We start from the raw sequence: 21,430 nt of genomic DNA, 5'->3' as shown, positions 1-21,430 counted from the left end.
GCGCACGACCGATCCGGCGGTCGGCCGCATGTTTCAGCGTGGCCGGTTGATGCCGGTCTCGTAGGCGAAGATCACGGCTTGTACGCGATCGCGGAGACCCAGCTTCATCAGGATGCGCTTCACATGGCTTCTGGCCGTCGATTCCTCGATGACCAGCGCGGTGGCGATCTCGCGGTTGGACAGGCCCCTGGCGATGAGTTCGAGGGTTTCGCGCTCGCGTGGGGTCAGCAGGCCGAGCCGAGCCTGGTCGGCGAGTGCGGGGATGGGCTGCTGCGCCAGGCGGTCGATCACGCGCCGCGTCACCGACGGTGACAGCAGTGCGTCTCCGGCGGCGACGGTGTGCACCGCGGAGATCAGTTCCTCCGGGCGGGCGCGCTTGAGCAGGAATCCCGAGGCGCCGGCGCGCAGCGCGCTGAAGATGTAGTCGTCCTGCTCGAACGTGGTGAGGATGAGGATCTTCACCTCCGGCGCCGTACGGGAGAGCTGCCTGGTAGCGGCGATGCCGTCGAGATCGGGCATGCGTACGTCCATGAGGACGACGTCGGGGGCGAGCCTCCCGGCCCGCTCGACGGCCTCGTGACCCGTGGCGGCCTGCCCGGCGATCTGGATGCCGGGGTCGGCGGTGAGCAGTTCGATCAGCCCGGCCCGCATCAGGTGATCGTCGTCGGCGATCAGCACTCGAGTCATGGCCGGTGTCCTCCATAGGGGAGCCGCGCGTGGAGGCGGTAGGTGCTCTCCAGCCTGGTCGCGTCGAGGCCGCCGCCGGCCAGGGTGGCTCGTTCAAGCATGCCGATCACGCCGTGCCCGTTCGTCCGAGAGGGTGTTCCAGCTACCGGGTTCGTGACGGTGAGGGTGAATTCCCGGCCGGTGTAGTCGAGGCCGACGCGGGCGTCTCCGGTGCCGTGGCGGGCCGCATTGGCGAGGGCCTGCTGGAGGATGCGGTAGGCGGCCTGGTCGGAGGTGCCGCCGAGCGGCCGGGCCGGACCCGTGACGTCGAGGTCCACCCGCAGTCCCGCCGCGGCGTGGTGAGCGATCAGCGTGTCGAGCGAGGCCAGCCCGAGGGGAGTGGCCGGCTCCGGGTCGTCTTCGCGTAAGGAGCCGACGAGCTGGTCGAGCTCCGCCGCCGTGTGCCTGGCCAGCTCCTCGATCGCCTCCAGGGACCGCAGCGCTCCGGCCTCGTCGTGGCGCAGCCGGGCGGCGCCTGCTCGGACGGCGATGAGGCTGATCGTGTGGCCGGCTGAATCGTGCAGATCGCGGGCGATCCGGGCGCGCTCTTCCGCGACGGCGAGCCGCCGTTCCCGCTCGGCCTCGCGTACCGCGTGCAGGCGTTCGCGCTCGGCCTCACGCACCGCGCGCAGGCGTTCCGCCGCCGCTTCGCGCTCGGCGTCCACGGCGCGTCGCCGCAACTCGGCCACCTGCTCGCGTCGCAGCCGGGTGCGTTCCCCTGCGAACCATGCCGCCGCCCAGGGCAGCGCGGTATGGACGAGCCCGACTACGGGAACGGCCTCTTGTGCGTACGCGGCCGCTCCCAGGTACGCCAGGAGCAGCCCGGCCGCCACCGTGGCGCTGCGTACCGTCCACCGCGTGTTGGCGGAGAGCAGGTAGAGGGCGGCGACGGGCCCCGGCAACAGTCCGGTCGAATAGCCGAAACCCGCCAACAGCACGCTGACCCCCGCCGCCGCCGCGAAGACGCTCAGCGGGAAGCGCCGCCAGAGCGCGAACGGCACGGCGGCGCAGGCCACGAGCACGACACCGAGCAGGTCGAGCTCGCGGGCACCCCCGCGGATCGACATGGGGCCGTCGTGGGCGAGCAGCAGCAGCGAGACGACGAACACGGCGACCGTGAAAGCGGCGTCGAGGAGTGCCCGTGAACGGGCTGTGGCCGTCGATGGCATGGCACGGCCAGCGTAACGCCCGAGGTCCTCGGCCCGAGTCGCCCCACAGGGGGATCCGCCTCCACGGAATGGGGATGCCGAAGACCCGCTCGTGGGGCGTTTCGGCGCGGGATGCGGCGTTCGTAGTTTGGCGGCCAACAGTGACAGCGTACGGAAGGGGCGCGCACATGGCCGGAACCGGTGAGGGTGCTCCCCGCTGGGTGAAGATGGCCGCGATCGTCGCGGCCGTCGTGATCCTGCTCGTCATCGCCATGATGCTCGTCGGCGGTGGCGGCCTGGGACATCAGATCCCCAGCCACGGGGGTGGCGCGAGCAGCCCACCACCCGCCGGCGGTCACGCTCCGCCGAAGGGGGTTCACGAATGATCGAGATCAGTGACGTGGTCAAGAGGTATCCGCTGGGTGAGGGCGAGGTGGTGGCGGTCGATCACCTCAGCCTGACGATCGAGGCGGGGGAGTTCGTCGCCGTCGTGGGGCGGTCCGGCAGCGGCAAGACGACTCTGCTCAACCTGCTCGCCGGGATCGACCGGCCAACGTCGGGTACGGTGCGGGCGGCGGGGGCCGATCTCGGTGGGTTGTCGGAGTCCGGGCTGGCCGAGTGGCGGGGGCGCAACGTCGGGCTGGTGTTCCAGTTCTTCCAGCTCCTGCCCACGCTGACGGTGGCCGAGAACGTGATGTTGCCGATGGACTTCGCCGGCAAGATCCCGGCCGTGCGGCGCCGAGACCGGGCGCTGGAACTGCTGGAGCGGGTCGGCATCGCCGACCAGGCCGGCAAGCTGCCGTCCACCTTGTCCGGCGGCCAGCAGCAGCGCGCGGCCATTGCCCGCGCGCTGGCCAACGATCCGCCGTTGCTGCTGGCCGACGAGCCCACCGGCAACCTCGACTCGCATACGGCGCAGGCCGTTCTGGACGTGTTCGCCAGGCTGAACGCCGAGGGCCGCACCATCGTGGTCGTCTCACATGAACGTGACATCAGGGCCATCGTGGGCCGCGAGATCACGCTCGTGGACGGGCGCGTCGTCGCCGACGAGGGCGACCGGGCGGGGGCGCGGGCATGAGCGGGCTGTTGCGGGTGAAGCTGCTCCGTGACCTACGGGCGAGCTGGTCCAGGTTCGTGCTGATGGTGGTCGCGATCGCGGTCAGCCTGACGGTGTTCGGGGGCATGCTGAGCGCTTGGGCCGCCATCGGCAGGGAGACCAGCGGCGCGTACATGAGCACCGAACCGGCCTCGGCGACCATCGTGCTCGACCAGGGCATCACCCCCGAGCGGATGAGGACGGTGACGGCCGCCGCCCGTACCCGGCCGGGCGTGCTGGAGGCGACCGGGCGGACGCAGTTCGAGGGCGCGGTGGAGGTAGGCGGAAAGGCTCTGGACATTCCGTTGCAGGTGTTCGTGGCGGCGGCGGATGATCCGATGCGGATGGTGAGGTTCGACGTCGGGCAGGAGGGAAGCTGGCCGCCGTCACCAGGGGAGATCCTGCTCGGCGGGGACTCACTCGCGCTGCTCGGAGTGGTGGCAGGAGACTCGGTGACCGTCCGGGGACCGGACGGGCGGCCGCTGCCGCTGCGGGTGGCGGGAACGGTCTACGACCCCAGTCTCGCCCCTTCGCCCCAGGAGCAGCGGGGACGCGGGTACCTGTCGGCGACCTCCGTCGGGCAGCCGGTGCTGCTGGATCAGGTCAAGCTGCAGATCGCCGGCCCGGGCGGACGCGAGCCGAGCCGGGACCGTGACGCCGTGGTGGCCGCGGCCACCGGGATCGGCGACTGGCTGCGACGTGAGCAGGGTCTGACGGTCGCGGAGATCCAGGTGCCCGAGCCGTACGCGCATCCGCACCAGTGGCAGTCGGACGTGCTGCTGCTGTCGCTCATGGCGGGCGGGGCCGCGGCGCTGCTGCTCAGCACGATCCTGGTGGCGAACATGCTCAACACCCTGTTCACCCAGCAGATCCCGCAGATCGGCATCATGAAGGCGATCGGTGCCCGCTCCGGCGCCATCGGGCGGCTCTACCTCGTCATGACGTTGCTGGTCGCGGCCGTCGCCACGCTGATCGCCCTGGCCCCGGCCGTGGTGATCGGCCGGGGGTTCCTCGGCACGTTGCTCGCCATGCTCGGCATCCAGCCCGCCGGCCTCGCCGCGCCCTGGTGGGCGTACGCGGTGATCCTGGCCGCGGGGCTGGGTCTGCCGCCCTTGATGGCGCTGCCGCCGCTGGTCAGAGCCAGCCGGACGACCGTACGCGTGGCGATCGACCACCGCGGCACGGGCTCCGGGGCAAGCTCGACCGGCGGCATCCTGGCCCGGCTCAGCCGGATGCCCCGGCTGGATCGTGGTCTGCTCATGGCACTGCGCAACACCGTGCGGCGACCGGCCCGGTTCTGGCTGTCGGTCGGGTTGCTGGCGACCGCGGGGGCGGTGTTCGTCTCCGGGATGTCCCTCGAAGCAGGCGCGGACGCGATCTCGCAGGAGCAGGCGGCGCGGCGTACCTGGGATGTCGATGTGCGGTTGAGCGGCCCTGCCACGGCGGGCACGGTCATCGACGCGGTGCGGCGGGTGCCGGGCGTGACCCGCGTCGAAGGGCTCGACGCCGAACCCGTCGGGCTGGCCGGACCGCTCGGGTTCCCTGTCACCCGGACCTACCCCGACCAGGGACACGGCCGCATCACGCTGACCGCGCTCGCCCGCGACGCCACCACGTACCCCAGCCCGACGATCCTGGAAGGCCGCTGGCTGTACCCGGGCGAGACCGGCGCGGTCGTGATCAGTCAGACCACCAGGAAGAACACCGTCCCGAGCCTCGCCGCGGGGGACAACGTGCGGTTGTTCGTCGGCGGGCGGTCGACGTCGTGGCGGGTCGCCGGGGTGGTCGAGGAGCGGGGTGGCACCAGTGTGTACGTGACGGCGGAGGGCCTGGCCGCTGCCACGGGGCGGCCACAGGAGGTCAACCAGCTCCAGGTGTTCACCTCAGGCCATGATGAGGCGACCCGTGACGCTGTCGCCGCGGCCGTCGGCAGGGCGGTCACCGCCGCCGGCTTCACGGTCAAGTCGGCGGCCTCGATCAGCCGCGGCCAGGCCGTCGACGCCGGGCACATGGGGCCGCTGCTGCTGGTCCTGCTGGGGATCGCCGTGCCCTTGGGCGTGCTCGGAGTCATCGGGCTGGCCTCGACCATGGGGGCGAACGTGCTGGACCGGACCCGGGAATTCGGGATCATGCACGCCATCGGCGCCCGCCCCCGGGCCGTGCGCAGGGTCGTCGTCGCCGAGGGCGTCTTCCTGGCGCTCGCCGGCTGCGTGGCCGCGATCGTGCCGGCGCTCGTACTCACCTGGCTCATGGGCGCCGGGCTGGGCAACCTGTTCATGAGCGCGCCCCTGCCCTACCGGATCTCCGCCCCGGCGGCCGGAATCTGGCTCCTGCTCGCGGTGCTGGGCGCGGTGCTGGCCACCGAAGCGGCCGCCACGCGCGCCTCCCGCATCACGGTCAGGGAGGCCCTCGCCTACCTGTGAGCACCCGGTCCTCAATCGTGCCGTGGGACCCGACGGGACCGACCATCACGCACCTCTGCCCGCGCCCCACGATCCGGCCGCCGCCGTCGCGGATCACGGCGCCGATCGTCTGGCGCGAATGGCTGGCGGCCTCTCCTGGCAGCGGGACGAACACGACGAGAACGGGTGCGGCCGGGGGCGCAGGCAGCTCGCCTTACTCGCAGGCGCCGCGCCGGTCGCACACCTCGTACGTGCGCCCCCGCACCGCGACCGTCCCCTCCATCAGGAGTTGCACGCCGCTCCCCCCGCACGGCCCGCACCGCACCTAGGCCGAGCAGGCGGTCAGCAGCGCGGCCGCGCCGGCGATCAGCAGGGCGGTGAGAGGTGAGGGCGGGGCGGGGGGTCATGGTCGGCTCCGGAGGCAGGCGGGCTCGTGGAGGACGCCGACGAGCCGGGCAGCCCGCTCGGCGAGATCCTGCTGACCGTTCAGCCCGCGTCACGTTCGGCCGCCTGGAGCCGCGACCACTTCGCCATCGACTGCTTGATCTCTTCGCGCATGAACGCGAAGAACCGGCTGGTCTCGTCCAGCCGTCGCCCGGCGGGGGAGTCGAGACCCAGGAGCATGGTGCCCTCGTCGGCGCCGGCCTGCACCCGGACCAGCATCGGGTCGGACTGGCTGATGAAGTGGCTCCAGGTGTGCTCGTGGATCCGGCAGAAGTCGTGCCGCGTACCGGGTTCGCGGCCACGTTCGACCAGCCGCACCTGCACCAGGTATTTGACCGCCCCCGAGATCGCCGGTGCGCCGACGCGCAGTTGCTCGGCGAGCTCGGCGGCCGACAGCTTGCCGGAGTCGGTGACCAGCAGCGCGGCGTACACGCGTGCGGCCATCCTGGGCATGCCGGATTCGACCATGATCTGCGCGAACCGTTCCCTGAAACCGGCGATGGCGCCCTCGTACGCTCGCGTCACCGCGGCTCCCCTCCTCGTCATGAGCCTCACAGTTTAGGCTATTCCAACACTTCACGAAATTCGTGAAATGAGAGTACCGTCGCTGTTGTGAAGGAGACCGAACTCGTCGGAGTGCAGAAGACCCTCAGCCCCGTCCTCAAAGCCAAGGCACTGGACAACCGGCTACCGGACCCGATCCTCGGCGACGAATACGCCGAGCAGGTGATGCAGTGCCTTGACCCCGGCTACGACAAGCGCAGATTCGGCACCAGCCAGCTGGGCCTCGCGGCCGTGGTCCGCGCCAAGGCCCACGATGACTGGGCCCGGAGCTTCCTGGCCGACCATCCCGACGCGGTGGTCCTGCACCTGGGGTGCGGCCTCGACGCCCGGGTGTACCGGATCGACCCGCCCGCCACCGTCGACTGGTACGACCTGGACTACCCCTCCGTCATCGAACTACGGCGACGATTCCTGCCGCCGCGCGAGCACTACACCCTGATCGGCTCCAGCGTCACCGACCTGGCCTGGCTGGAACGCGTCTCCCACGACCGGCCGGTGCTGATGATCGCCGAGGGACTGGTGCCCTACCTGACCGAGACCGACGTCCGGCGGCTGCTGACCAGCGTCGTCGACGCCTTCCCCGCCGGCCAGATCCAGATCGACACGGTGCCGGTCTGGGCGTGGCGCACTTCGAAATGGGACCCCACGCTGCGCAAATACGGCGCTCGGTTCCACAGCGGCTTCAACGACCCGGCCGAGCTGGCCAACTGGCACCCGCGACTCGAATACGTCGACGAGGCGCCGATGAACGACTCACCGATACTGACGGCCAAGGCCCCCGCGAACATTCGCCGCGCGTACCGCCTCATGAACCTGCTGCCGGGCATGAAACGATCCACCCGCATCGTGCGCTTCCGGTTCTGACGAAGAACCTGCCGTGACCTGTATGATCCCGGACCGAATCCGGTGAACCTCACCGGTTGTAGAGCCTGCGTGCCCACAGATAACCGACCAGGGCGATGCCCGCGCTCCACACAGCCGCCTCCAGGAAGCTGGACCCGGCCGGACGTCCGGTAAGCAGCTCGCGCAGCGTCTCGATGACAGGGGTAGCCGGTTGGTGCTCGGCGAACCAGCGCAAACCAGCCGGCATCGACTCGGTCGGGACGAAGCCGCTGCCGAGGAACGGCAGCAGCATCAGCGGCATCGGCAGGTTGCTGGCCGTGGCCACGTTCTTGGTGACCATGGCGAGCGCGACCGACAGCCAGGTGATCGCGAAGGTGAACATGGCCAGCACACCGGCCACACCGAGCCAGTCCAGCACTGAGGCGGACGGGCGGAACCCGATCAGCAGCGCCACCACGGTCACCGCGGCGATCGCGAGGAACGTCTGCACCATCGCTCCGAGTACGTGCCCGGTGAGCACCGAGACGCGGGCGATGGCCATGGTCTTGAACCTGGCGATGATGCCCTCGGTCATGTCGGTCGCCACCGAGATCGCGGTTCCCTGCGCGGCCCCGACGATCGTCGTGATCATGATGCCGGGGGTGAGGTAACCGACGTAGGCGGTGCGATCGGCGCCGATGCCCGCGCCCATGGTGCCGCCGAAGACGTAGACGAACAGCAGTAGGAACACCACGGGCACGGACGCGAACGTGAGGATCAGCGTGGGGTAGCGCCAGATGTGTTTGACCTGGCGCCGCAGCATCGTCGCCGAGTCGGTGATCGCTCTCATCGGGAGGGCTCCTTGGCCGAGGGCTCCTGGGTCGAGGGCTTCTGGGTGGAGGGCTTCTGGGTGGAGGGGTTCTGGGTGGAGGGGTTCTGGGTGGAGGGCTCCTGGGTCAGGGTGAGGAAGACGTCGTCCAGGTCGGGGGTGTGCACCGACAGCTCGGCGACGTCGATGGCATGCGTGTCCAGCCACTCCAGGAGCTTCCTCAGCGTCCTGACTCCGCCGGAGTCGGGGATCTGGACGGTGAGCGCCGCGTCGTCGCCGGCGGTGGCGCCGACGTGGCCGGCCGCCCTGCGGTACCCGTCGGGGTCGGCGAAGCGCACGACGATGTGGCCGCCGGGGACCATTCGCTTGAGCTCCTCAGGGGTGCCCTCGGCCACCATCCGGCCCTGGCTGAGCAGCGCGATGCGGTCGGCGAGTTCGTCGGCCTCCTCCAGGTACTGGGTGGTCAGGAAGATGGTCACGCCGTCCTGCCGGACGAGGTCCCGTACGATCTGCCGCATGGTGCGGCGGCTGCGCGGGTCCAGGCCCGTGGTCGGTTCGTCGAGGAAGATGAGCTTGGGCGTGCCGACCATGGTCATGGCGAGGTCGAGCCGGCGGCGCATGCCGCCCGAGTAGGCGACCGCGGGCTTGCGCGCGGCGTCGGTGAGGTCGAAGCGCTCCAGCAGTTCGCGGACGCGCCTGCGGCCCTCGGCGCGGCCGAGGTGGAGCAGGTCGGCCATGAGTCGCAGGTTCTCCTCGCCGGTGAGGAAGCTGTCGACCGCGGAGAACTGGCCGGTGACGCCGATCGCGGCACGCACCTTGTCGGGTTCCTTGGCCAGGTCGTACCCGGCGACCCAGATCTCGCCCGCGTCGGCCTTGATCAGGGTGGACAGGATCTGCACTGTGGTGGTCTTGCCCGCGCCGTTGGGGCCGAGCAGTGAGAAGACGGTGCCCTGCGGGATGGTGAGGTCGATGCCGTCCAGGACGCGGTGGGCGCCGTAGGACTTACGCAGCCCCGTCACCGAGACGAAGGTTCGCATCGCGTTCACCCTCGATCCCAGGTGACGGGCAGGCTGTGCACGCCGTACACCTGCGAGGGGTCTGTGCGCAGCGACAGGTCTTCAGCCGGTACGGCGAGCCGCAGCGTCGGGAAGCGGATGAGCAGCGCGGGAAACGCGACCCGCATCTCGATGCGGGCAAGCTGCTGACCGAGGCACTGATGGACGCCGTGGCCGAAGGCCAGATGCCCGGCGGCCGAGCGGCGCAGATCGAGCACGTCGGGGCCTGCGAACCTGGCCGGGTCCCTGTTGGCGGTGTTGATCGCGATGACGACCGTGTCGCCCGCCGTGAGCTGCCTGCCGCCGAGCTCCACGTCCTCCAGCACGCCGCGCATACCGGTGGCGGCGACGGACAGGTAACGCAGCAGCTCTTCCACGGCGCCGACGGCCAGGTCGGGGTCGCCGCGCAGGGCGGTGAGCTGGGCCGGGTTGCGCAGCAGGGCGAAGGTGCCGAGCGCGAGCATGTTGGCGGTGGTGTCGAGCCCGGCGCCGAGCAGGAACGCGGCCACGCCGCCGAGCTCCTCGTCGGTCAGGTCGCCGCCGACGGCCAGGTCGCTGAGCAGGTCGTCGGTCGGCTTGGCCCGCTTGGCGAGCGCGAGCTCCCGCAGGTAGGCGCCGAGCTCGACGAACGCGGCGTACTGCGCCTCAGCGGCCCCGGCGTCCGGCAGGGCCCGGGTGAAGCTCTGGAACCGGTCACGGTCCTCGTACGGCACGCCGAGCAGCTCACAGATCATCAGCGCCGGGACCGGCTGCGTGAAGACCTCGACGAGGTCGGCGGGCGGCCCCTGCCGCTCCATCGCGTCGAGCCGCTCACGGGTGATCTCGGTGACCCGCTCGGTGAGCAGGTTCATCCTGCGGACGGTGAACTTGCCCGCCAGCAGCTTGCGGAAACGGGTGTGCTGGGGTGCGTCCATGCCGGTCAGGTCGCCGACGGGGGCGGGCGGCAGGTGCCCGCCCGCCAGGGGGTGGTAGTGGGTTTCGTAGCGGGAGCTGAACCGCGGGTTGGCGAGGATCTGGCGGACCAGGTCGTATCCGGTGATCATCCAGACGCCGGGGGCGCCCTCGGGCGCGGCTAGGCGGGCGATCGGCCGCTCTGCGCGCAGGGCGGTGAGCGAAGGGGCGGGATCGAAGGGACAGGCGGATGCGCGGTCGAGGGACGGAGTGACCGGCTCGTCGCGATAGTACGTGTTCATCACAATTGAAAGCTACGTTGCTTTCAGAAATTCTGTCAATCAATCAATTCCTATAAGTGCAGGTGAACGCCGATGAATTGATACGTTGGCGATGAAGCTGAATGCAATGAAACATTGCATTGTGTGGTGCCGAACGCAATGATGGTGTGATGCCAGAAGGAAGGTTGACCCGGCAGGAGCGCCAGCGCATCGCGACCGGCCTCGCCGAAGGCCGCTCCTACGCCGAGATCGCCAGGCGGCTGGACCGGCCGACCTCGACGATCAGCCGTGAGGTCGGCCGCAACGGCGGCCCCAGTGACTATCGCCCCGAGCGGGCGCACCAGGCGACAGCGCGGCGGGCGCGGCGCGGCACCCTGGCACGTTCGCCCGGGGCCGAACCCCAGGACGGCAAGGTCTTCGAGGTGGAAGAGGGAGCCGTCGAGATGGCGATCGGGATGGGCCTGCCGAAGATGATGGCGCGCGTGCTCATCGGCCTGTGGCTGAGCGAGGACGGCAGGCTCACCGCGGCCGAGCTGTCGCGCGGGCTGAAAGTCAGTCCCGCCTCGATCTCCATGGCGGTGGGCTACCTGACCCAGCAGGGGCTGATCAGGCGCGAACGTGATCCGCAGCGGCGCCGCGACATCTACGTGGTCGACGACGACGCCTGGTACCACTCGACGGTGATCAGCTCGCGGCAGACGCTCGCGGCGGCGGAGATCGCGAAGGCGGCGGGGGAGACGCTCGGGATCGACACGCCCGTGGGAGGCCGCCTGGCCAGGGGCGGTGCGTTCCTGGAGCGGATCAGCCTGGACGCTCTGGCGTCGGCCGAACGCTGGCGCGACCTCCCGCCGTGATCAGAGCGCAGGGAGTGTGCCCCGGATTTCTGGACGTGAGCGGCGTCGGCCCGCGCCGGTCGCCGGGCTTGAAGCAGCTGGAAGGGATAGAGGCTGGTCAGAGCGCTCTGCCTGGCCCGTGATAAGCGTCGCATCAGGGATAGGAGGCGCTATCGGTCTCGCGCCCCGAGGCTGGCCTGATCGGCGGCGGTACGGCCGGCCGCCCACCCCTCCCGGTCCCAGGACGTGCGGATCGCGTGCGAGACCAGGTTCGGGAACATGCGCTCGACCGCCTGCTCCACCTCCTGTTCGCGGGCCGCCAGCACGGGCACCAGGTCGGTGCCCCGGCTGGCGCTCTCCTGCGAGACCGCACCCGCCGTGGCCTCGGCGAGCCGCTCCCCGATCCTGGAGGCGAACGCCGACAGGAACGACTGGCGGAACGTCTTGTTCCTCGACCGGCCGGTGCCGTGCTTCTTGGTGCCCGAGTTCACCAGCGCGCTCTGCGCCTGCACCAGCAGCGAGGTGAACAGCACCTCCACCCAGGACAGGTCCGCCCAGAACCCCAGCACGGTGGCGAACCCCAGCTCCTTCGACCAGATCACCCGGCACCTGTTGGCCTCGGCGATGAGGTTGAGCAGCACGGCCTTGGGCTGCTCGTACGGCGCGTCGATGCCGACCCGGATGCCCGCCGGAGTCTCACCTCCGCCTGGCTGCGCGTCCAGCATCGCCGCGTCGATGCTGTACTTCGCCATCAAGCTCTGCGCCGCCGACGTGAACGTCTCCGCTTCCGCCTCGTACGTCGTCGACTCCGCCTTGGCAAGCAGCGCCCGTACCCGCGCGAACGTCTTCTCGCTGACTGTGTGCGAGCGCGCCTGGACCGTACGGCGAGCGGTCCCGGGCCGCGGGCTCAACGACTCCAGTCGCGGCAGCCCGGTCAGCAACCCCAGCAGCTCCAGCACACCGGAGACGGTCACCAGCCGGCCGGCCCCGTCGCGCGCCTGCCGCGCCGCCAGGTAGCCGCCCTTCCACCACACCGCGGCCTCCAGGCCGGCGAGCTGGTCGCGCCAGCGCTCATCCACCGTGGCCGGCGCGTAGGTCCGCATCTCCCAGGCGATGAGGTCAGCCGCCGCCCGCCCGTGCCGGTCGCTCAGCCGCCTGGCCGCGATCCTGACCACGTCGGCGGGCTGCCAGCCGTTGCGCCACAACCCCGAGATCGCACGGGCCACAACCTCCACCAGCACGCGATCGGCGTCGTCCCGGTCGGCCAGGAAGGCGGCGGCGGAATCGAAGGCTGCCTCATCCTCACGGGCAAGGGCCTCCATCGCCGCGCCGATCAGCTCATCAGCCTTACTCACACATACCGTCCATCTTGAAGAAAGTACGCCGGAACCCTACCGCGACGGAGCCTCGACCCCGGCGCGGTGGAAGGCGGAGGTGAAGAGCGGGTCTCGATCATCGCGGAGAAGCTGGGACTGATACCGAGAAAGTCGTTGAGGATGACAGGTCTCGGCAGACGGTGGGACTGTAATGGGTAAGGCGACCTGCTGGAGGAGATCGTGGAACACTCCGAGCTGAACACGGACATGATCCTCGCCGCCGTCCGGGACCACGGATTCGCAGCCTATGACGTCCTGGCCAAGGAGTTCCCGTCAGACTTGGTGATCGCAGAGTTCACGAAAGCGGCCAGGTCGGGCCTCACCAGCTTCGGCGTAGGAGTGCACCTGGCGTCGTTGACGGACAAGGGGCGCAAGCGTCTCGACTCCCTCGCGTAATAGTCTGCGGGGTTCTGAGTATTCGCAGGTCGCTGGAGCGCCGCCTGCACAAACTCGACCGGCTCGAGCTGACCCGGATCGGCACGCCGAACCGGGGCCACGCCTCGACGGGGAAACCCGCCGCCCTTGCGCCGGGCGAAGTCGCCGGCGATGCAGGCGCGGATGGTCGGCCAGTAAGGCCCAACCGAGCGCGTACGGTTCCCGGTGGGATCTGCCACGCACGAAGACCGCGGCTTGGCCGGCCGTCACTGTCGTGCCGGGGATCGTCGGGAGGTCGACGGGGCGGAGGCTGGATCTTGGTGCCGACGCGTGCTCCGGCCCCACCCGGCCGGCGGCGGAGGGAGAGGTCCGTGCCGGCCAGGGGGCTTCCCAGGTCGGGCTGAGTCCGGTGAAGTCGTCGCTGTGGACGCGTTCCGCGGAGCACTGTCAGGCCGGGTGGCGGCAGTACGCGACCGTGTCGAGATGGTCGTCGAGGGCGGTCAGGTCGGGGCGGTCGAAGGTGGCTTGGGTGCCGGCCCACTCGGTGTTGTCGGCTTGGTAGGCGGCGATGACGTCACTGGCCATGGTGCCGGTGATGGTCGCGACGTGGTCTGCCATGTCAGGTGAGAGGCCTTCGGCGCGGGCGAGGAACCCGATCGCCTCGGTGAGGTCGTCGGGGTCGTCGTGGAGGAGACGTTGTTCGATCCAGCGGGTGAATCCGCTGGTGAAGCGGGTCACCGGAGCAGCTCGTCCGGAATGGGTGACGTCACGACTCCTCCGTAGGTCGTATGTCGATATGTCCGATAAGTATCGTTCTCCTTCGACACTGGTTGATGGAGGAATGTGACGTGGACGAACATCACTGGCTGACAGAGCGGTTCGCCGAGCATCGCTCGCATCTGCGCGCGGTGGCTTATCGGATGCTCGGATCGCTGAGCGAGGCCGACGACGCGCTTCAGGACGCCTGGTTGCGTGCCAGCCGTGCCGATGTCGGCCAGGTGCAGAACATCGCCGGGTGGCTGACCACGGTGGTGGCTCGGGTGTGCCTGAACATGCTGCGTTCGCGCGGTAACCGCCATGAGGAGCCGCTGGACATCCAGGCGGCTGATCCGTTGCTGGGCCCCGCCTCCACCGGAAATCCTGAGCAAGAGGTGGTGATGGCCGACTCGGTGGGGGTGGCGCTGCTGGTGGTGCTCGACACCCTGAGTCCGGCCGAGCGGCTCGCCTTCGTGTTGCACGATCTGTTCGCCGTGCCGTTCGAGGAGATCGCCCCCATGCTGGAGCGATCACCGGAGGCGACCAGGCAACTGGCCAGCCGTGCCCGCCGCCGCGTCAAGGGTGCCGCACCCGCGCCGCACGTCGATCTGAGCCGACAGCGGGAGATCGTCGAAGCCTTCCTGTCCGCCACCCGCGGCCGGGATTTCCAGGCGCTGATCACGCTGCTCCACCCCGATGTCATGCTCCGGGCGGACACGGCCGTCATGCTGACCGCCGAGCCCGTCATGGTCCACGGAGCCGAGCCCGTCGCCAAGGGCGCGATGGCCGCCATGCAGCGGGCCCAGTTCACTGGACCCGCCCTGCTCGACGGTGCCGTCGGCCTCGTGATGGCTCCTCACAGCCACCTGCGTGTGGCACTCACCTTCACGATCGTCGACGGCCTCATCACCGCTATCGACGTCATCGCAGAACCCGATCGTCTCGATCGACTCAATCTGGCAGTCCTCGACTGACGGGGGTCGGGAGGTGAATCGCTGGGGATTCACCTCCCGCCGCCGAGCTCCTTGCCTGTGACGCACGTCATATTCGCCGGCGGTCACATCGCTGAAGGACGCGGGGTCAAGGCAGTGACGGATTCACCGATCACGCCGCTGCGGCCCCGGCCCAGCGTCACTGAAGCAAGGAACGCCCCACATGGTTCACATCATCGTCACCGTTCTCGCCGCCGCCTGGGTGGCCTTCTCCGCCTACGCCATCCTCACTCGCGCCGCGTGGGTCGTCGAACCGCTGGCATCGTACGGTGTCCCGAGCTCATGGTGGCCCTGGCTCGGTGCCGCCAAGGCCGCGGGAGCAGCGGGCCTGCTGGCCGGCCTGTTCGTGCCGGTGATCGGCATCCTGGCCGGAATCGGCCTGGTTCTGTACTTCGTCGGGGCTGTCGTCACTGTGCTCCGCGCACGCTCCTACGCGACTGTCGCCTACCCGCTGCTGTACCTCGTGCCGGTTGTCGCCGCCCTCGCGCTGGGAGCCACAGCCTGACGGCACAGCCCGCCGCCGGAGGTGAACATGCGGCCCCTCCTGCCGGCAGCTCAATACTCGATAGTCCAGCAGCAGGTGCATGTCCTGTCTGCACAGCCCCGGCGCCTCACCGATCCTCATGCCTTCTCGGGCCGGAAGCCGGATCGGCAAGGCCGTCGCGGGCGTGCCGGGCCAGGCCGAGCAGCACCCCGATCTCCTCATCCGCCTTTACCGACCGGCGGGTGCAGGGACGTCCCCGGCGCCGATGCCGAGCCGCCGCGCCGCGGCCTGGCCGGCGCCGAACAACACGAAGTAACCACCCGATCGACGGCCCGGCGCTCTCTCCACGATCACCGGATCCCAGCCGATGCGCCGCAGACCGATCGCCGTGGCGATACCGCTGACGCCGAGACCCACGACCAGGGCCCGTCTGCTGCTGCTGCTCAACACGGTCATGGCTTCCTTCTCGAAGGTGACGGTCAGGGGACGAAGACGATGCGGTCGTCGGTCTGGGCGGTCCACGCCTGCGCGATCTGGGCAAGGGGTACGGCGCGGGCCCGTACGTCGATCGCGCCCGCGGCCACCGCCGAGGCCAGCTCCGGCAGTTCGGCGAGGATGTCCCGGGCGGGGACCGAGCCGATGCCGCTGCCGACGATCTGCAGGCGGGTGGAGCGCAGGGCCGCGGAGGGGATCGGCGCGGTCGGGCCGGCGATGGATCCGATCTGGATCCAGGTCAGCGGGGCGGTGCGGTCGGCGCGGGCGGTGAGCATCGGGATCATGGCGCCGGCGGCGGGTTCGCCCCACACGTAGTCGATGACCACGTCGACGTCGGCCGCGTCGCCGATCTGGTCGAAGGTGATCGTCTCGTCGGCGCCGAGCGCGGTCAGCGCCTTCAGCCGGGTGGTGTCGCGGCCGGCGGCGATGACCTGGGCGGCGCCGAACAGCTTGGCGATCTGGACCGCCATCCGTCCGGCGTTGCCGGTGGCGCCGAGGACGAGGACGCGCTGGCCCGCGTGAAAGTCGACGCGTCGGCGCAGCGCGATCCAGGACGACATGGCCGGGTTCATCGCGGCGGCGATCTGTACGGGGTCGATGCCGTCGGGCAGGATCACGCTGCGGCGAGGGTCGATGAGAGTGCGATCGGCGAAGGTCCCCAGAGGGGTGTCGTCCAGGGCCACGTAGCGCAGGTTGCCCTCCTTGTCGCGTACGACGCCGTCGACGCCGGGGACGAGCGGGTACACACCGTTGCCGGAGTAGTGCGAGCCGTTGGCCTTGGCTCTGGTCAGATGGTGCAGGCCGGCCGCGAGGACCTCGACGACCAGCTCGTCGCCGTGGCGTTCCGCAGGCTCGGGGTGGTCGCGATAGACCGGCGGGGCGTCGGCGGCCGGGATGACGGCAGCGTGCATGGTGACCTCCAGGAGATGGTTTGTATTACCAACAACCTTCATGATGGTTGGGAATACAAACCATGTCAACCCGGCCTGGTGTGAGTGGTGCCGTATCCGTCGATCACCTGGCACAGGATCGGATCGCTCGCGAGGGTGTCCCCGGACGGCGGCGGTGCCCGACTTCCTCCGCCCCGGCATGGTTGGTATTGCCAACCATGCCGGGTTAGCATGACGGCATGACCACCACCGACGATGCCCTGGACGCTCTGGTCCGGACCACCTTCGAGGTGGCAGGCGTCCTGACCCGCATCGGCGGTGAGCACGATTTGTCGCTCACCCAGCTACGAGTGCTCGGCATCCTCCGCGATCGCCGCGCCCGCGTCACCGAACTGGCCGCCTACCTCGGCCTGGACAAGTCCACGCTGTCCGGCCTCGTCGACCGCGCCCAGTACCGGGGGCTGCTGGCCCGCGGCAAGAACCCCGAGGACGGCCGGGTCGTCGAGGTGTTCATGACCCCGGCCGGGCTCGAACTCGCCAAACGCGTGGAGGACGACATCCGGCGTGCCCTGGCGCCCGCGGCCGGCCGCCTGGACCCGCAACAGCTCGATCAGCTCGTCAACCTGCTGGAGGTCGTCTCGGCCCGCTCGTCGCGTACACCTGCCGTACCGGAGCCGGTGGTCGAATAGGGCTACGGACTGTTCCTGATGTCTGCGTCGTGGTGAGAGATTTCTTCGGGACTGTGTCGATCCGCAGATCGCTCGTTCGACCTGTGGGTGCGAAGGTCGAGAGACGGCCCCGCTGGACGAGGAGAACGCGATGCCGAAGTACATGCTGATCATGCGGGGCACCGATGAGACGAACGCGGCCATGATGGCTTCGATCGACGAGGCGATGGCCGCGACCGGCCGGTTCATCGAGGAGATGCTCAAGGCCGGTGTACTCCTCGCGGCCGAAGGGCTGGACACTCCGGACCGGGGCGTCGTGGTCGACTTCAGCGGCGAGCCCCCGGTGGTCACTGACGGGCCGTACGGAGAGACCAAGGAACTGTTCGGGGGCTACTTCCTGCTCGATGTCGCCTCGAAACAGGAGGCGGTCGAGTGGGCCAAGCGGGTCCCGGCGGTCCCCGGGTCCAAGATCGAGGTCCGCCGGGTGGCCGGGAGCGACGAGGTCCCGCAGGACAACGAGCGGATCGTCAAGGAACGGGCTGGGCGCGAGAGCGGCGACCAGATCTGATGGGTACGGCCGACGTCGAGGCCGTCTGGCGGATCGAGTCGGCGCGGATCGTCGCCACGCTGACCCGGTTCACCGGCGATTTCGGGCTGGCCGAGGACGCGGCCCAGGAGGCGGTGGCCGAGGCGCTGGTGTCATGGCCGCTTGCCCCTCCGGCCAGTCCGGCCGGCTGGCTGATGGCCACGGCCCGGCGGCGGGCGATCGACACGATCCGCCGCCGGGCCGCCCTCCAGGACCGATACGCCCTGCTGGCGGCCGACCCGGCGGTCGACGAGGAAATCGACCCCGACAAGATCGACGACGACGTCCTGGCGCTGATGTTCGTCAGCTGCCACCCGGTGCTCTCCCCGGAGGCCCGGGTGGCGCTGACCCTGCGCGTGGTCGGCGGTCTGTCCAGCGAGGAGATCGCGCGGGCGTTCCTCGTATCCGTGCCGACCGTGCAGGCCCGCATCACCCGGGGCAAGAAGACGATCGCGGCGGCCGGGGTGCCGTTCGAGCTGCCGGCGGCCGGCGAGCGCCGGGAACGGCTGGGCGGCGTGCTCAGCGTCCTCTACGTGATCTTCACCGAGGGGTCGACGGCCACGTCGGGCGACCGGCTGCTGCGCCCCGACGTCGCGTACGAGGCGATCCGGCTGGCCCGCACGCTGGCCGCGCTGCAGCCGGACGAGCCCGAGGTGCACGGCCTGCTCGCGTTGTGCGAGCTGACGGCCGCGCGCTTCCCGGCCAGGACCGGCCAGGACGGTTCGCCGATCCTGCTCGAGGACCAGGACCGGCGGCGGTGGGACTTCTCGGCGATCCGCCGTGGGCTGGCCGCGCTGGCCAAGGCCTCGACCCGCGGCCTCGGCCCCTACGGCCTGCAGGCCGCGATCGCCGCCACCCACGCGTCGGCGCCCTCCGTCGAGGCGACCGACTGGGACCGGATCGTGGTGCTCTACGAGGCGCTCGGCCGGGTCGCGCCCTCGCCGGTGGTCGAGCTCAACCGGGCCGTCGCCGTGGCCATGGCCTCGGGACCGGCGCAAGCCCTGGCCATCGTGGACGAGCTGATCGCCTCGGACCGGCTCCCCGGTTCGCACCTGGTTCCGACCGTACGCGGTGAGCTGCTGGCCCGGCTCGGACGGCGACCGGAAGCGCGCGCCGAGCTGGAACTGGCGGCCCGGCTGTGCGCCAACCAGCGCGAACGCTCAGTGCTGCTGCGCAAGGCGGCCGCGCTGGGCTGACTTCTCCACCTCGACCGGTCTTGATGGTCAGGATGGCGCTGGGGGTCAGCCATCCGCGTTGGTCGTCTTCGGCGGGTCAGGTTGGGGCGGTGCCTGAACTGTCTGGACGGCCTCTTCCACTGAGGCTTCGACCTGGAACGCGGTGCGCAGGCCGGTGATCGTCAAGATGCGCTCCAGCAGGGGCGGGATGTTCGACAGGGCCAGGTTGCTGTGCTGTTCGCGGCTTTGCTTGAGGAGGAGCACCAGCACGCCGATGCCCATGGAGTCGCAGAACGTCACGCCGCTCAAGTCCATGACCAGGCCCAGGGGGTGCGTGGCCTCCCAGGCGTCCTTCACCTGGCGGTGCAGCAGTTCTGAGGTTTGGTAGTCCAGCTCGCCGGCCACGCGGGCGACGATGTAGTCCTCGTGCAGGCTGATGGTGACGGTGAAGCGCTCGGTGGAGTCGCTCTGCTCATCCATGAAGGCCATCATCCTCGGTGCCGGGGCCGGGGCGTCCAGATAGAAGAACCGCTCCAGATCAGGCTATGTGGCCGAGCAGATCGGTGTGGCGCACCCGTCGCGCGTCAAGCTGTATCCGGAGCGGGCCCAGACCAAAGTGGGACCATCGAGGGCGAGACCCGGGAGCTGCTGGAATTGGAACGGCTGGTGCGGGATGCGCGCAAGGACGAGCTGGGCGCGGGCGCCTCTGTCGGGGCGCTGACCGGGGCCGGGGTGGTGATGAAGACCCCCCGGCCGCAGGTTGAAGTCGTGCCGGCTGTGCGGGTCAGCGTTGTTGGTGGGCCATCCATTGCCAGATGTGGGTTCCCCGGATGCTCGGGTCGTTGCGGGCCACGTAGATCCACGACCAGTGGCCGCTGAACGTGTGGCCGTTCCAGATGACGTGGTCGTAGAGGGTCATCTCGGCGCCGGGGATGAGGTCGTGGGCGTGGACGGTGTTGGCTTGGGGATCGACGGTGTCGTCGTCGAGGGAGGCGACCAGCCAGCTGGGGGTGCTGATCTTCGCCAGCTCGGCGTCGGGGATCAGCGGCGGGTCACCGGCTACGACTCCGCAGATCGGTACGGAGGCGGCGAACAAGGTGGGGTAGACCGTGGTCATCTTCATGCTCATGTAGCCGCCGTTGCTGCAGCCGGCCACGTAGAGGCGGTCGGTGTCGATGGGGTGCTCGCGGACGATCTCGCGGATGACCTGGCGGATGAGCGGGGCGAAGCGGGGGCCGTCCTGCATCCAGGCGGAGGTGCTCTGCGGGGCGACGACGTAGGCGCCGGAGAAGATCTGTTGCGCCTGCGGGGTGGCGAATCCGAGGGCGCCGCGGTTGGCGCGCAGCGTGGTCTCGTTGTCGTAGTAGCCGTCCGGCAGGGAGGCGCCTTCACCGCCGCCGTGCAGCCAGACGATCAGCGGATGCCGGCCGTGCCTGGCGGGTAAGTAGAGCCGGTACTTGAGGCCGGAGCCGGAGGTGTCGTAGCCGAACGCGTCCACCTCGGGGTTGGCGAGCCGGCCCTGCACGAACCGGGTGATGGTGACCGGCCGGCCGCGCCTCAGAACCAGAGGGGTGTTCTGGGTGATGGTGTAGGCGAGGTCGAGCCGGACGTTGCGGCCGCGGCTCAGGATGTAGCCGAGGGTGCCGCCGCCGATCTGGCCCTCGGCGTAGCTGAGATCGAGGACGATGTCGCCGTGGCGGTCGAGCCGTGCCGCGGTCACCGCGCGGTCGAGGTCGTACTCGCTGAAGATCTGGTCTCCGGGGGCGATGGGGATCGGGCTGGTGGCCTTGGCATGCACGGTGAAGGTGCCGGTGGTCAGGCCGGCCGGGTCGATCGGCCCGAGCCGCGAGGTGTTGAGGGTGAGCGAGACGATCTGCTCGCCGCCGTCGAGCGTCTCGGCGTTGAGGACGAAGCTCACCCTGGTGGTGGAGTGGTCTTCGGCGCGGGCGGCGCCGGGCAGGGCCAGGCCGGCGACGGCGCCCGCGCCGGTGGCCAGGACGTTGCGGCGACTGATGGTCATGATGGTGGGACCTCCCTGTCTCGATGCCTTACGGCTGATGCGCTCGGCGAGGCCGGTGCCGCACGAACTGATCGGTCGGTTTCGCCATGAGGTTGGTTGCCATCCGGCTGTGACCTCGAAGTGGTCGGCAGCGACGCGGTGGAGTCGCCGCCGGCCCGGACGTTGAATGTCGACGGGTCGGTCACCCAGCCCCCGGCCGCCGCGTTTCAGTAGCGCCGCTCGTCGGGGCCGATGCGGAACGCGATCGTTGACCCGCCGGAAGTTGGCGTTTCGAAGCGAACGTAACTCATACCGTCCAGAAGGAGAACAGTGGTGTGCTCTCTCGTCCCGACAGCGCCGCACCCGCCGTGCCTCTCCCTGGCAGGGTGTGGCTGGGTTTCGGACCGGCGAGAATACTGAGAGCCATGGACGCGAAACGACAGCTCGGCGAGTTCCTGCAGACCAGGCGCCCACGGCTACGAGCCCGACGCCGCCCACATCGCCCCCCTGCTCCCTCCCGGCACGCCCCCCGGGACGAAGTTC

General features: G+C 70.0%; 23 protein-coding genes. 11 read left to right on the top strand and 12 right to left on the bottom strand.

Annotated features, from left to right (window positions below; translation table 11 throughout):
- Window positions 1-33: 33 nt before the first annotated feature.
- Together ACFPZ3_RS19750 and ACFPZ3_RS19745 are read right to left on the bottom strand one after the other, a co-directional pair.
- On the bottom strand, window positions 34-687 hold the full coding sequence (locus ACFPZ3_RS19750; RefSeq protein WP_379515613.1) for a response regulator: 654 nt from the start codon (window positions 685-687) through the stop codon (window positions 34-36).
- A complete protein-coding gene (locus ACFPZ3_RS19745; RefSeq protein WP_379515612.1) occupies window positions 684-1,895 on the bottom strand; it encodes a histidine kinase in 1,212 nt (403 codons plus the stop codon). Before ACFPZ3_RS19745 ends, ACFPZ3_RS19750 begins: the two co-directional genes overlap by 4 nt.
- Window positions 1,896-2,062: 167 nt before the next feature.
- On the opposite strand from ACFPZ3_RS19745, the gene ACFPZ3_RS19740 reads away from it, so the two are divergent.
- Genes ACFPZ3_RS19740 through ACFPZ3_RS19730 form a run of 3 tightly spaced genes read left to right on the top strand, consistent with a single transcriptional unit; the run spans window position 2,063 to window position 5,393 of the window.
- Complete coding sequence (locus ACFPZ3_RS19740) at window positions 2,063-2,260, top strand: hypothetical protein (protein ID WP_379515611.1); 198 nt, start codon at window positions 2,063-2,065, stop codon at window positions 2,258-2,260.
- Entirely contained in the window at window positions 2,257-2,952 is a 696-nt protein-coding gene (locus tag ACFPZ3_RS19735) for an ABC transporter ATP-binding protein (RefSeq protein WP_379515610.1), read from the top strand. Before ACFPZ3_RS19740 ends, ACFPZ3_RS19735 begins: the two co-directional genes overlap by 4 nt.
- Window positions 2,949-5,393 (top strand): ABC transporter permease, encoded by a 2,445-nt coding sequence (locus ACFPZ3_RS19730; RefSeq protein ID WP_379515609.1) that lies wholly within the window; start codon window positions 2,949-2,951, stop codon window positions 5,391-5,393. Before ACFPZ3_RS19735 ends, ACFPZ3_RS19730 begins: the two co-directional genes overlap by 4 nt.
- Before the next feature lie 465 nt (window positions 5,394-5,858).
- Here ACFPZ3_RS19730 and ACFPZ3_RS19725 read toward each other — a convergent pair whose 3' ends face one another.
- Window positions 5,859-6,341 (bottom strand): GbsR/MarR family transcriptional regulator, encoded by a 483-nt coding sequence (locus tag ACFPZ3_RS19725; protein ID WP_379515608.1) that lies wholly within the window; start codon window positions 6,339-6,341, stop codon window positions 5,859-5,861.
- 87 nt (window positions 6,342-6,428) lie between these two features.
- Here ACFPZ3_RS19725 and ACFPZ3_RS19720 point away from each other — a divergent pair, with 87 nt between their 5' ends.
- A complete protein-coding gene (locus tag ACFPZ3_RS19720; protein WP_379515607.1) occupies window positions 6,429-7,244 on the top strand; it encodes a class I SAM-dependent methyltransferase in 816 nt (271 codons plus the stop codon).
- A 49-nt stretch (window positions 7,245-7,293) separates the two neighbouring features.
- Here ACFPZ3_RS19720 and ACFPZ3_RS19715 read toward each other — a convergent pair whose 3' ends face one another.
- Genes ACFPZ3_RS19715 through ACFPZ3_RS19705 form a run of 3 tightly spaced genes read right to left on the bottom strand, consistent with a single transcriptional unit; the run spans window position 7,294 to window position 10,279 of the window.
- Complete coding sequence (locus tag ACFPZ3_RS19715; RefSeq protein WP_379515606.1) at window positions 7,294-8,052, bottom strand: ABC transporter permease; 759 nt, start codon at window positions 8,050-8,052, stop codon at window positions 7,294-7,296.
- Entirely contained in the window at window positions 8,049-9,068 is a 1,020-nt protein-coding gene (locus ACFPZ3_RS19710; RefSeq protein WP_379515605.1) for an ATP-binding cassette domain-containing protein, read from the bottom strand. Before ACFPZ3_RS19710 ends, ACFPZ3_RS19715 begins: the two co-directional genes overlap by 4 nt.
- A gap of 5 nt (window positions 9,069-9,073) precedes the next feature.
- On the bottom strand, window positions 9,074-10,279 hold the full coding sequence (locus tag ACFPZ3_RS19705; protein ID WP_379515604.1) for a cytochrome P450: 1,206 nt from the start codon (window positions 10,277-10,279) through the stop codon (window positions 9,074-9,076).
- Window positions 10,280-10,428: 149 nt separating this feature from the next.
- Between ACFPZ3_RS19705 and ACFPZ3_RS19700 the strand changes: the two genes are divergently transcribed.
- A complete protein-coding gene (locus ACFPZ3_RS19700; RefSeq protein WP_379515603.1) occupies window positions 10,429-11,112 on the top strand; it encodes a helix-turn-helix domain-containing protein in 684 nt (227 codons plus the stop codon).
- A 149-nt stretch (window positions 11,113-11,261) separates the two neighbouring features.
- Here the strand turns inward: ACFPZ3_RS19700 and ACFPZ3_RS19695 are convergent, their stop codons facing one another.
- Window positions 11,262-12,446: a DUF2786 domain-containing protein gene (locus tag ACFPZ3_RS19695; protein ID WP_379515602.1), complete on the bottom strand. Its 1,185-nt coding sequence runs from the start codon at window positions 12,444-12,446 to the stop codon at window positions 11,262-11,264.
- Window positions 12,447-12,647: 201 nt separating this feature from the next.
- On the opposite strand from ACFPZ3_RS19695, the gene ACFPZ3_RS19690 reads away from it, so the two are divergent.
- Window positions 12,648-12,863 (top strand): hypothetical protein, encoded by a 216-nt coding sequence (locus ACFPZ3_RS19690; RefSeq protein WP_379515601.1) that lies wholly within the window; start codon window positions 12,648-12,650, stop codon window positions 12,861-12,863.
- 426 nt (window positions 12,864-13,289) lie between these two features.
- Here the strand turns inward: ACFPZ3_RS19690 and ACFPZ3_RS19685 are convergent, their stop codons facing one another.
- Entirely contained in the window at window positions 13,290-13,580 is a 291-nt protein-coding gene (locus ACFPZ3_RS19685) for a hypothetical protein (RefSeq protein WP_379515600.1), read from the bottom strand.
- A 110-nt stretch (window positions 13,581-13,690) separates the two neighbouring features.
- Here ACFPZ3_RS19685 and ACFPZ3_RS19680 point away from each other — a divergent pair, with 110 nt between their 5' ends.
- Both ACFPZ3_RS19680 and ACFPZ3_RS19675 read left to right on the top strand, forming a co-directional pair.
- On the top strand, window positions 13,691-14,572 hold the full coding sequence (locus tag ACFPZ3_RS19680; RefSeq protein WP_379515746.1) for a sigma-70 family RNA polymerase sigma factor: 882 nt from the start codon (window positions 13,691-13,693) through the stop codon (window positions 14,570-14,572).
- A 181-nt stretch (window positions 14,573-14,753) separates the two neighbouring features.
- Entirely contained in the window at window positions 14,754-15,095 is a 342-nt protein-coding gene (locus tag ACFPZ3_RS19675; protein ID WP_379515599.1) for a DoxX family protein, read from the top strand.
- A gap of 207 nt (window positions 15,096-15,302) precedes the next feature.
- Here the strand turns inward: ACFPZ3_RS19675 and ACFPZ3_RS19670 are convergent, their stop codons facing one another.
- Together ACFPZ3_RS19670 and ACFPZ3_RS19665 are read right to left on the bottom strand one after the other, a co-directional pair.
- Window positions 15,303-15,530: a hypothetical protein gene (locus tag ACFPZ3_RS19670; protein ID WP_379515598.1), complete on the bottom strand. Its 228-nt coding sequence runs from the start codon at window positions 15,528-15,530 to the stop codon at window positions 15,303-15,305.
- Between the two features lie 23 nt (window positions 15,531-15,553).
- Window positions 15,554-16,480 carry a quinone oxidoreductase family protein gene (locus tag ACFPZ3_RS19665; protein WP_379515597.1) on the bottom strand — a complete coding sequence of 309 codons (927 nt, stop codon included), beginning with the start codon at window positions 16,478-16,480 and terminating at the stop codon, window positions 15,554-15,556.
- A 218-nt stretch (window positions 16,481-16,698) separates the two neighbouring features.
- Here ACFPZ3_RS19665 and ACFPZ3_RS19660 point away from each other — a divergent pair, with 218 nt between their 5' ends.
- From ACFPZ3_RS19660 to ACFPZ3_RS19650, 3 genes are all read left to right on the top strand, one after another.
- Window positions 16,699-17,148 (top strand): MarR family winged helix-turn-helix transcriptional regulator, encoded by a 450-nt coding sequence (locus ACFPZ3_RS19660; RefSeq protein WP_379515596.1) that lies wholly within the window; start codon window positions 16,699-16,701, stop codon window positions 17,146-17,148.
- A 130-nt stretch (window positions 17,149-17,278) separates the two neighbouring features.
- The gene (locus ACFPZ3_RS19655; protein WP_379515595.1) at window positions 17,279-17,695 is read left to right on the top strand and encodes a YciI family protein; all 417 of its coding nucleotides are present in this window, start codon (window positions 17,279-17,281) and stop codon (window positions 17,693-17,695) included.
- Window positions 17,695-18,909 carry an RNA polymerase sigma factor gene (locus ACFPZ3_RS19650; protein WP_379515594.1) on the top strand — a complete coding sequence of 405 codons (1,215 nt, stop codon included), beginning with the start codon at window positions 17,695-17,697 and terminating at the stop codon, window positions 18,907-18,909. Before ACFPZ3_RS19655 ends, ACFPZ3_RS19650 begins: the two co-directional genes overlap by 1 nt.
- A gap of 45 nt (window positions 18,910-18,954) precedes the next feature.
- On the opposite strand, the gene ACFPZ3_RS19645 is transcribed toward ACFPZ3_RS19650, so the two are convergent.
- Both ACFPZ3_RS19645 and ACFPZ3_RS19640 read right to left on the bottom strand, forming a co-directional pair.
- On the bottom strand, window positions 18,955-19,368 hold the full coding sequence (locus tag ACFPZ3_RS19645) for an STAS domain-containing protein (RefSeq protein ID WP_379515593.1): 414 nt from the start codon (window positions 19,366-19,368) through the stop codon (window positions 18,955-18,957).
- A 304-nt stretch (window positions 19,369-19,672) separates the two neighbouring features.
- Window positions 19,673-20,908 carry a prolyl oligopeptidase family serine peptidase gene (locus tag ACFPZ3_RS19640; RefSeq protein WP_379515592.1) on the bottom strand — a complete coding sequence of 412 codons (1,236 nt, stop codon included), beginning with the start codon at window positions 20,906-20,908 and terminating at the stop codon, window positions 19,673-19,675.
- Between the last annotated feature and the right edge of the window lie 522 nt (window positions 20,909-21,430).

This window comes from Nonomuraea insulae, assembly GCF_042656245.1.
The sequence above is the reverse complement of the archived record's forward strand: the minus strand, read 5'-3'. Positions and strand labels throughout refer to the sequence as shown.

Coding starts and splice junctions, on each gene's coding strand:
- ACFPZ3_RS19750 (WP_379515613.1), bottom strand. CDS start 687: ATGACTCGAGTGCTGATCGCCGACGACGATCACCTGATGCGGGCCGGG.
- ACFPZ3_RS19745 (WP_379515612.1), bottom strand. CDS start 1,895: ATGCCATCGACGGCCACAGCCCGTTCACGGGCACTCCTCGACGCCGCT.
- ACFPZ3_RS19740 (WP_379515611.1), top strand. CDS start 2,063: ATGGCCGGAACCGGTGAGGGTGCTCCCCGCTGGGTGAAGATGGCCGCG.
- ACFPZ3_RS19735 (WP_379515610.1), top strand. CDS start 2,257: ATGATCGAGATCAGTGACGTGGTCAAGAGGTATCCGCTGGGTGAGGGC.
- ACFPZ3_RS19730 (WP_379515609.1), top strand. CDS start 2,949: ATGAGCGGGCTGTTGCGGGTGAAGCTGCTCCGTGACCTACGGGCGAGC.
- ACFPZ3_RS19715 (WP_379515606.1), bottom strand. CDS start 8,052: ATGAGAGCGATCACCGACTCGGCGACGATGCTGCGGCGCCAGGTCAAA.
- ACFPZ3_RS19710 (WP_379515605.1), bottom strand. CDS start 9,068: ATGCGAACCTTCGTCTCGGTGACGGGGCTGCGTAAGTCCTACGGCGCC.
- ACFPZ3_RS19705 (WP_379515604.1), bottom strand. CDS start 10,279: ATGAACACGTACTATCGCGACGAGCCGGTCACTCCGTCCCTCGACCGC.
- ACFPZ3_RS19700 (WP_379515603.1), top strand. CDS start 10,429: ATGCCAGAAGGAAGGTTGACCCGGCAGGAGCGCCAGCGCATCGCGACC.
- ACFPZ3_RS19675 (WP_379515599.1), top strand. CDS start 14,754: ATGGTTCACATCATCGTCACCGTTCTCGCCGCCGCCTGGGTGGCCTTC.
- ACFPZ3_RS19670 (WP_379515598.1), bottom strand. CDS start 15,530: ATGACCGTGTTGAGCAGCAGCAGCAGACGGGCCCTGGTCGTGGGTCTC.
- ACFPZ3_RS19665 (WP_379515597.1), bottom strand. CDS start 16,480: ATGCACGCTGCCGTCATCCCGGCCGCCGACGCCCCGCCGGTCTATCGC.
- ACFPZ3_RS19660 (WP_379515596.1), top strand. CDS start 16,699: ATGACCACCACCGACGATGCCCTGGACGCTCTGGTCCGGACCACCTTC.
- ACFPZ3_RS19655 (WP_379515595.1), top strand. CDS start 17,279: ATGCCGAAGTACATGCTGATCATGCGGGGCACCGATGAGACGAACGCG.
- ACFPZ3_RS19650 (WP_379515594.1), top strand. CDS start 17,695: ATGGGTACGGCCGACGTCGAGGCCGTCTGGCGGATCGAGTCGGCGCGG.
- ACFPZ3_RS19645 (WP_379515593.1), bottom strand. CDS start 19,368: ATGGATGAGCAGAGCGACTCCACCGAGCGCTTCACCGTCACCATCAGC.
- ACFPZ3_RS19640 (WP_379515592.1), bottom strand. CDS start 20,908: ATGACCATCAGTCGCCGCAACGTCCTGGCCACCGGCGCGGGCGCCGTC.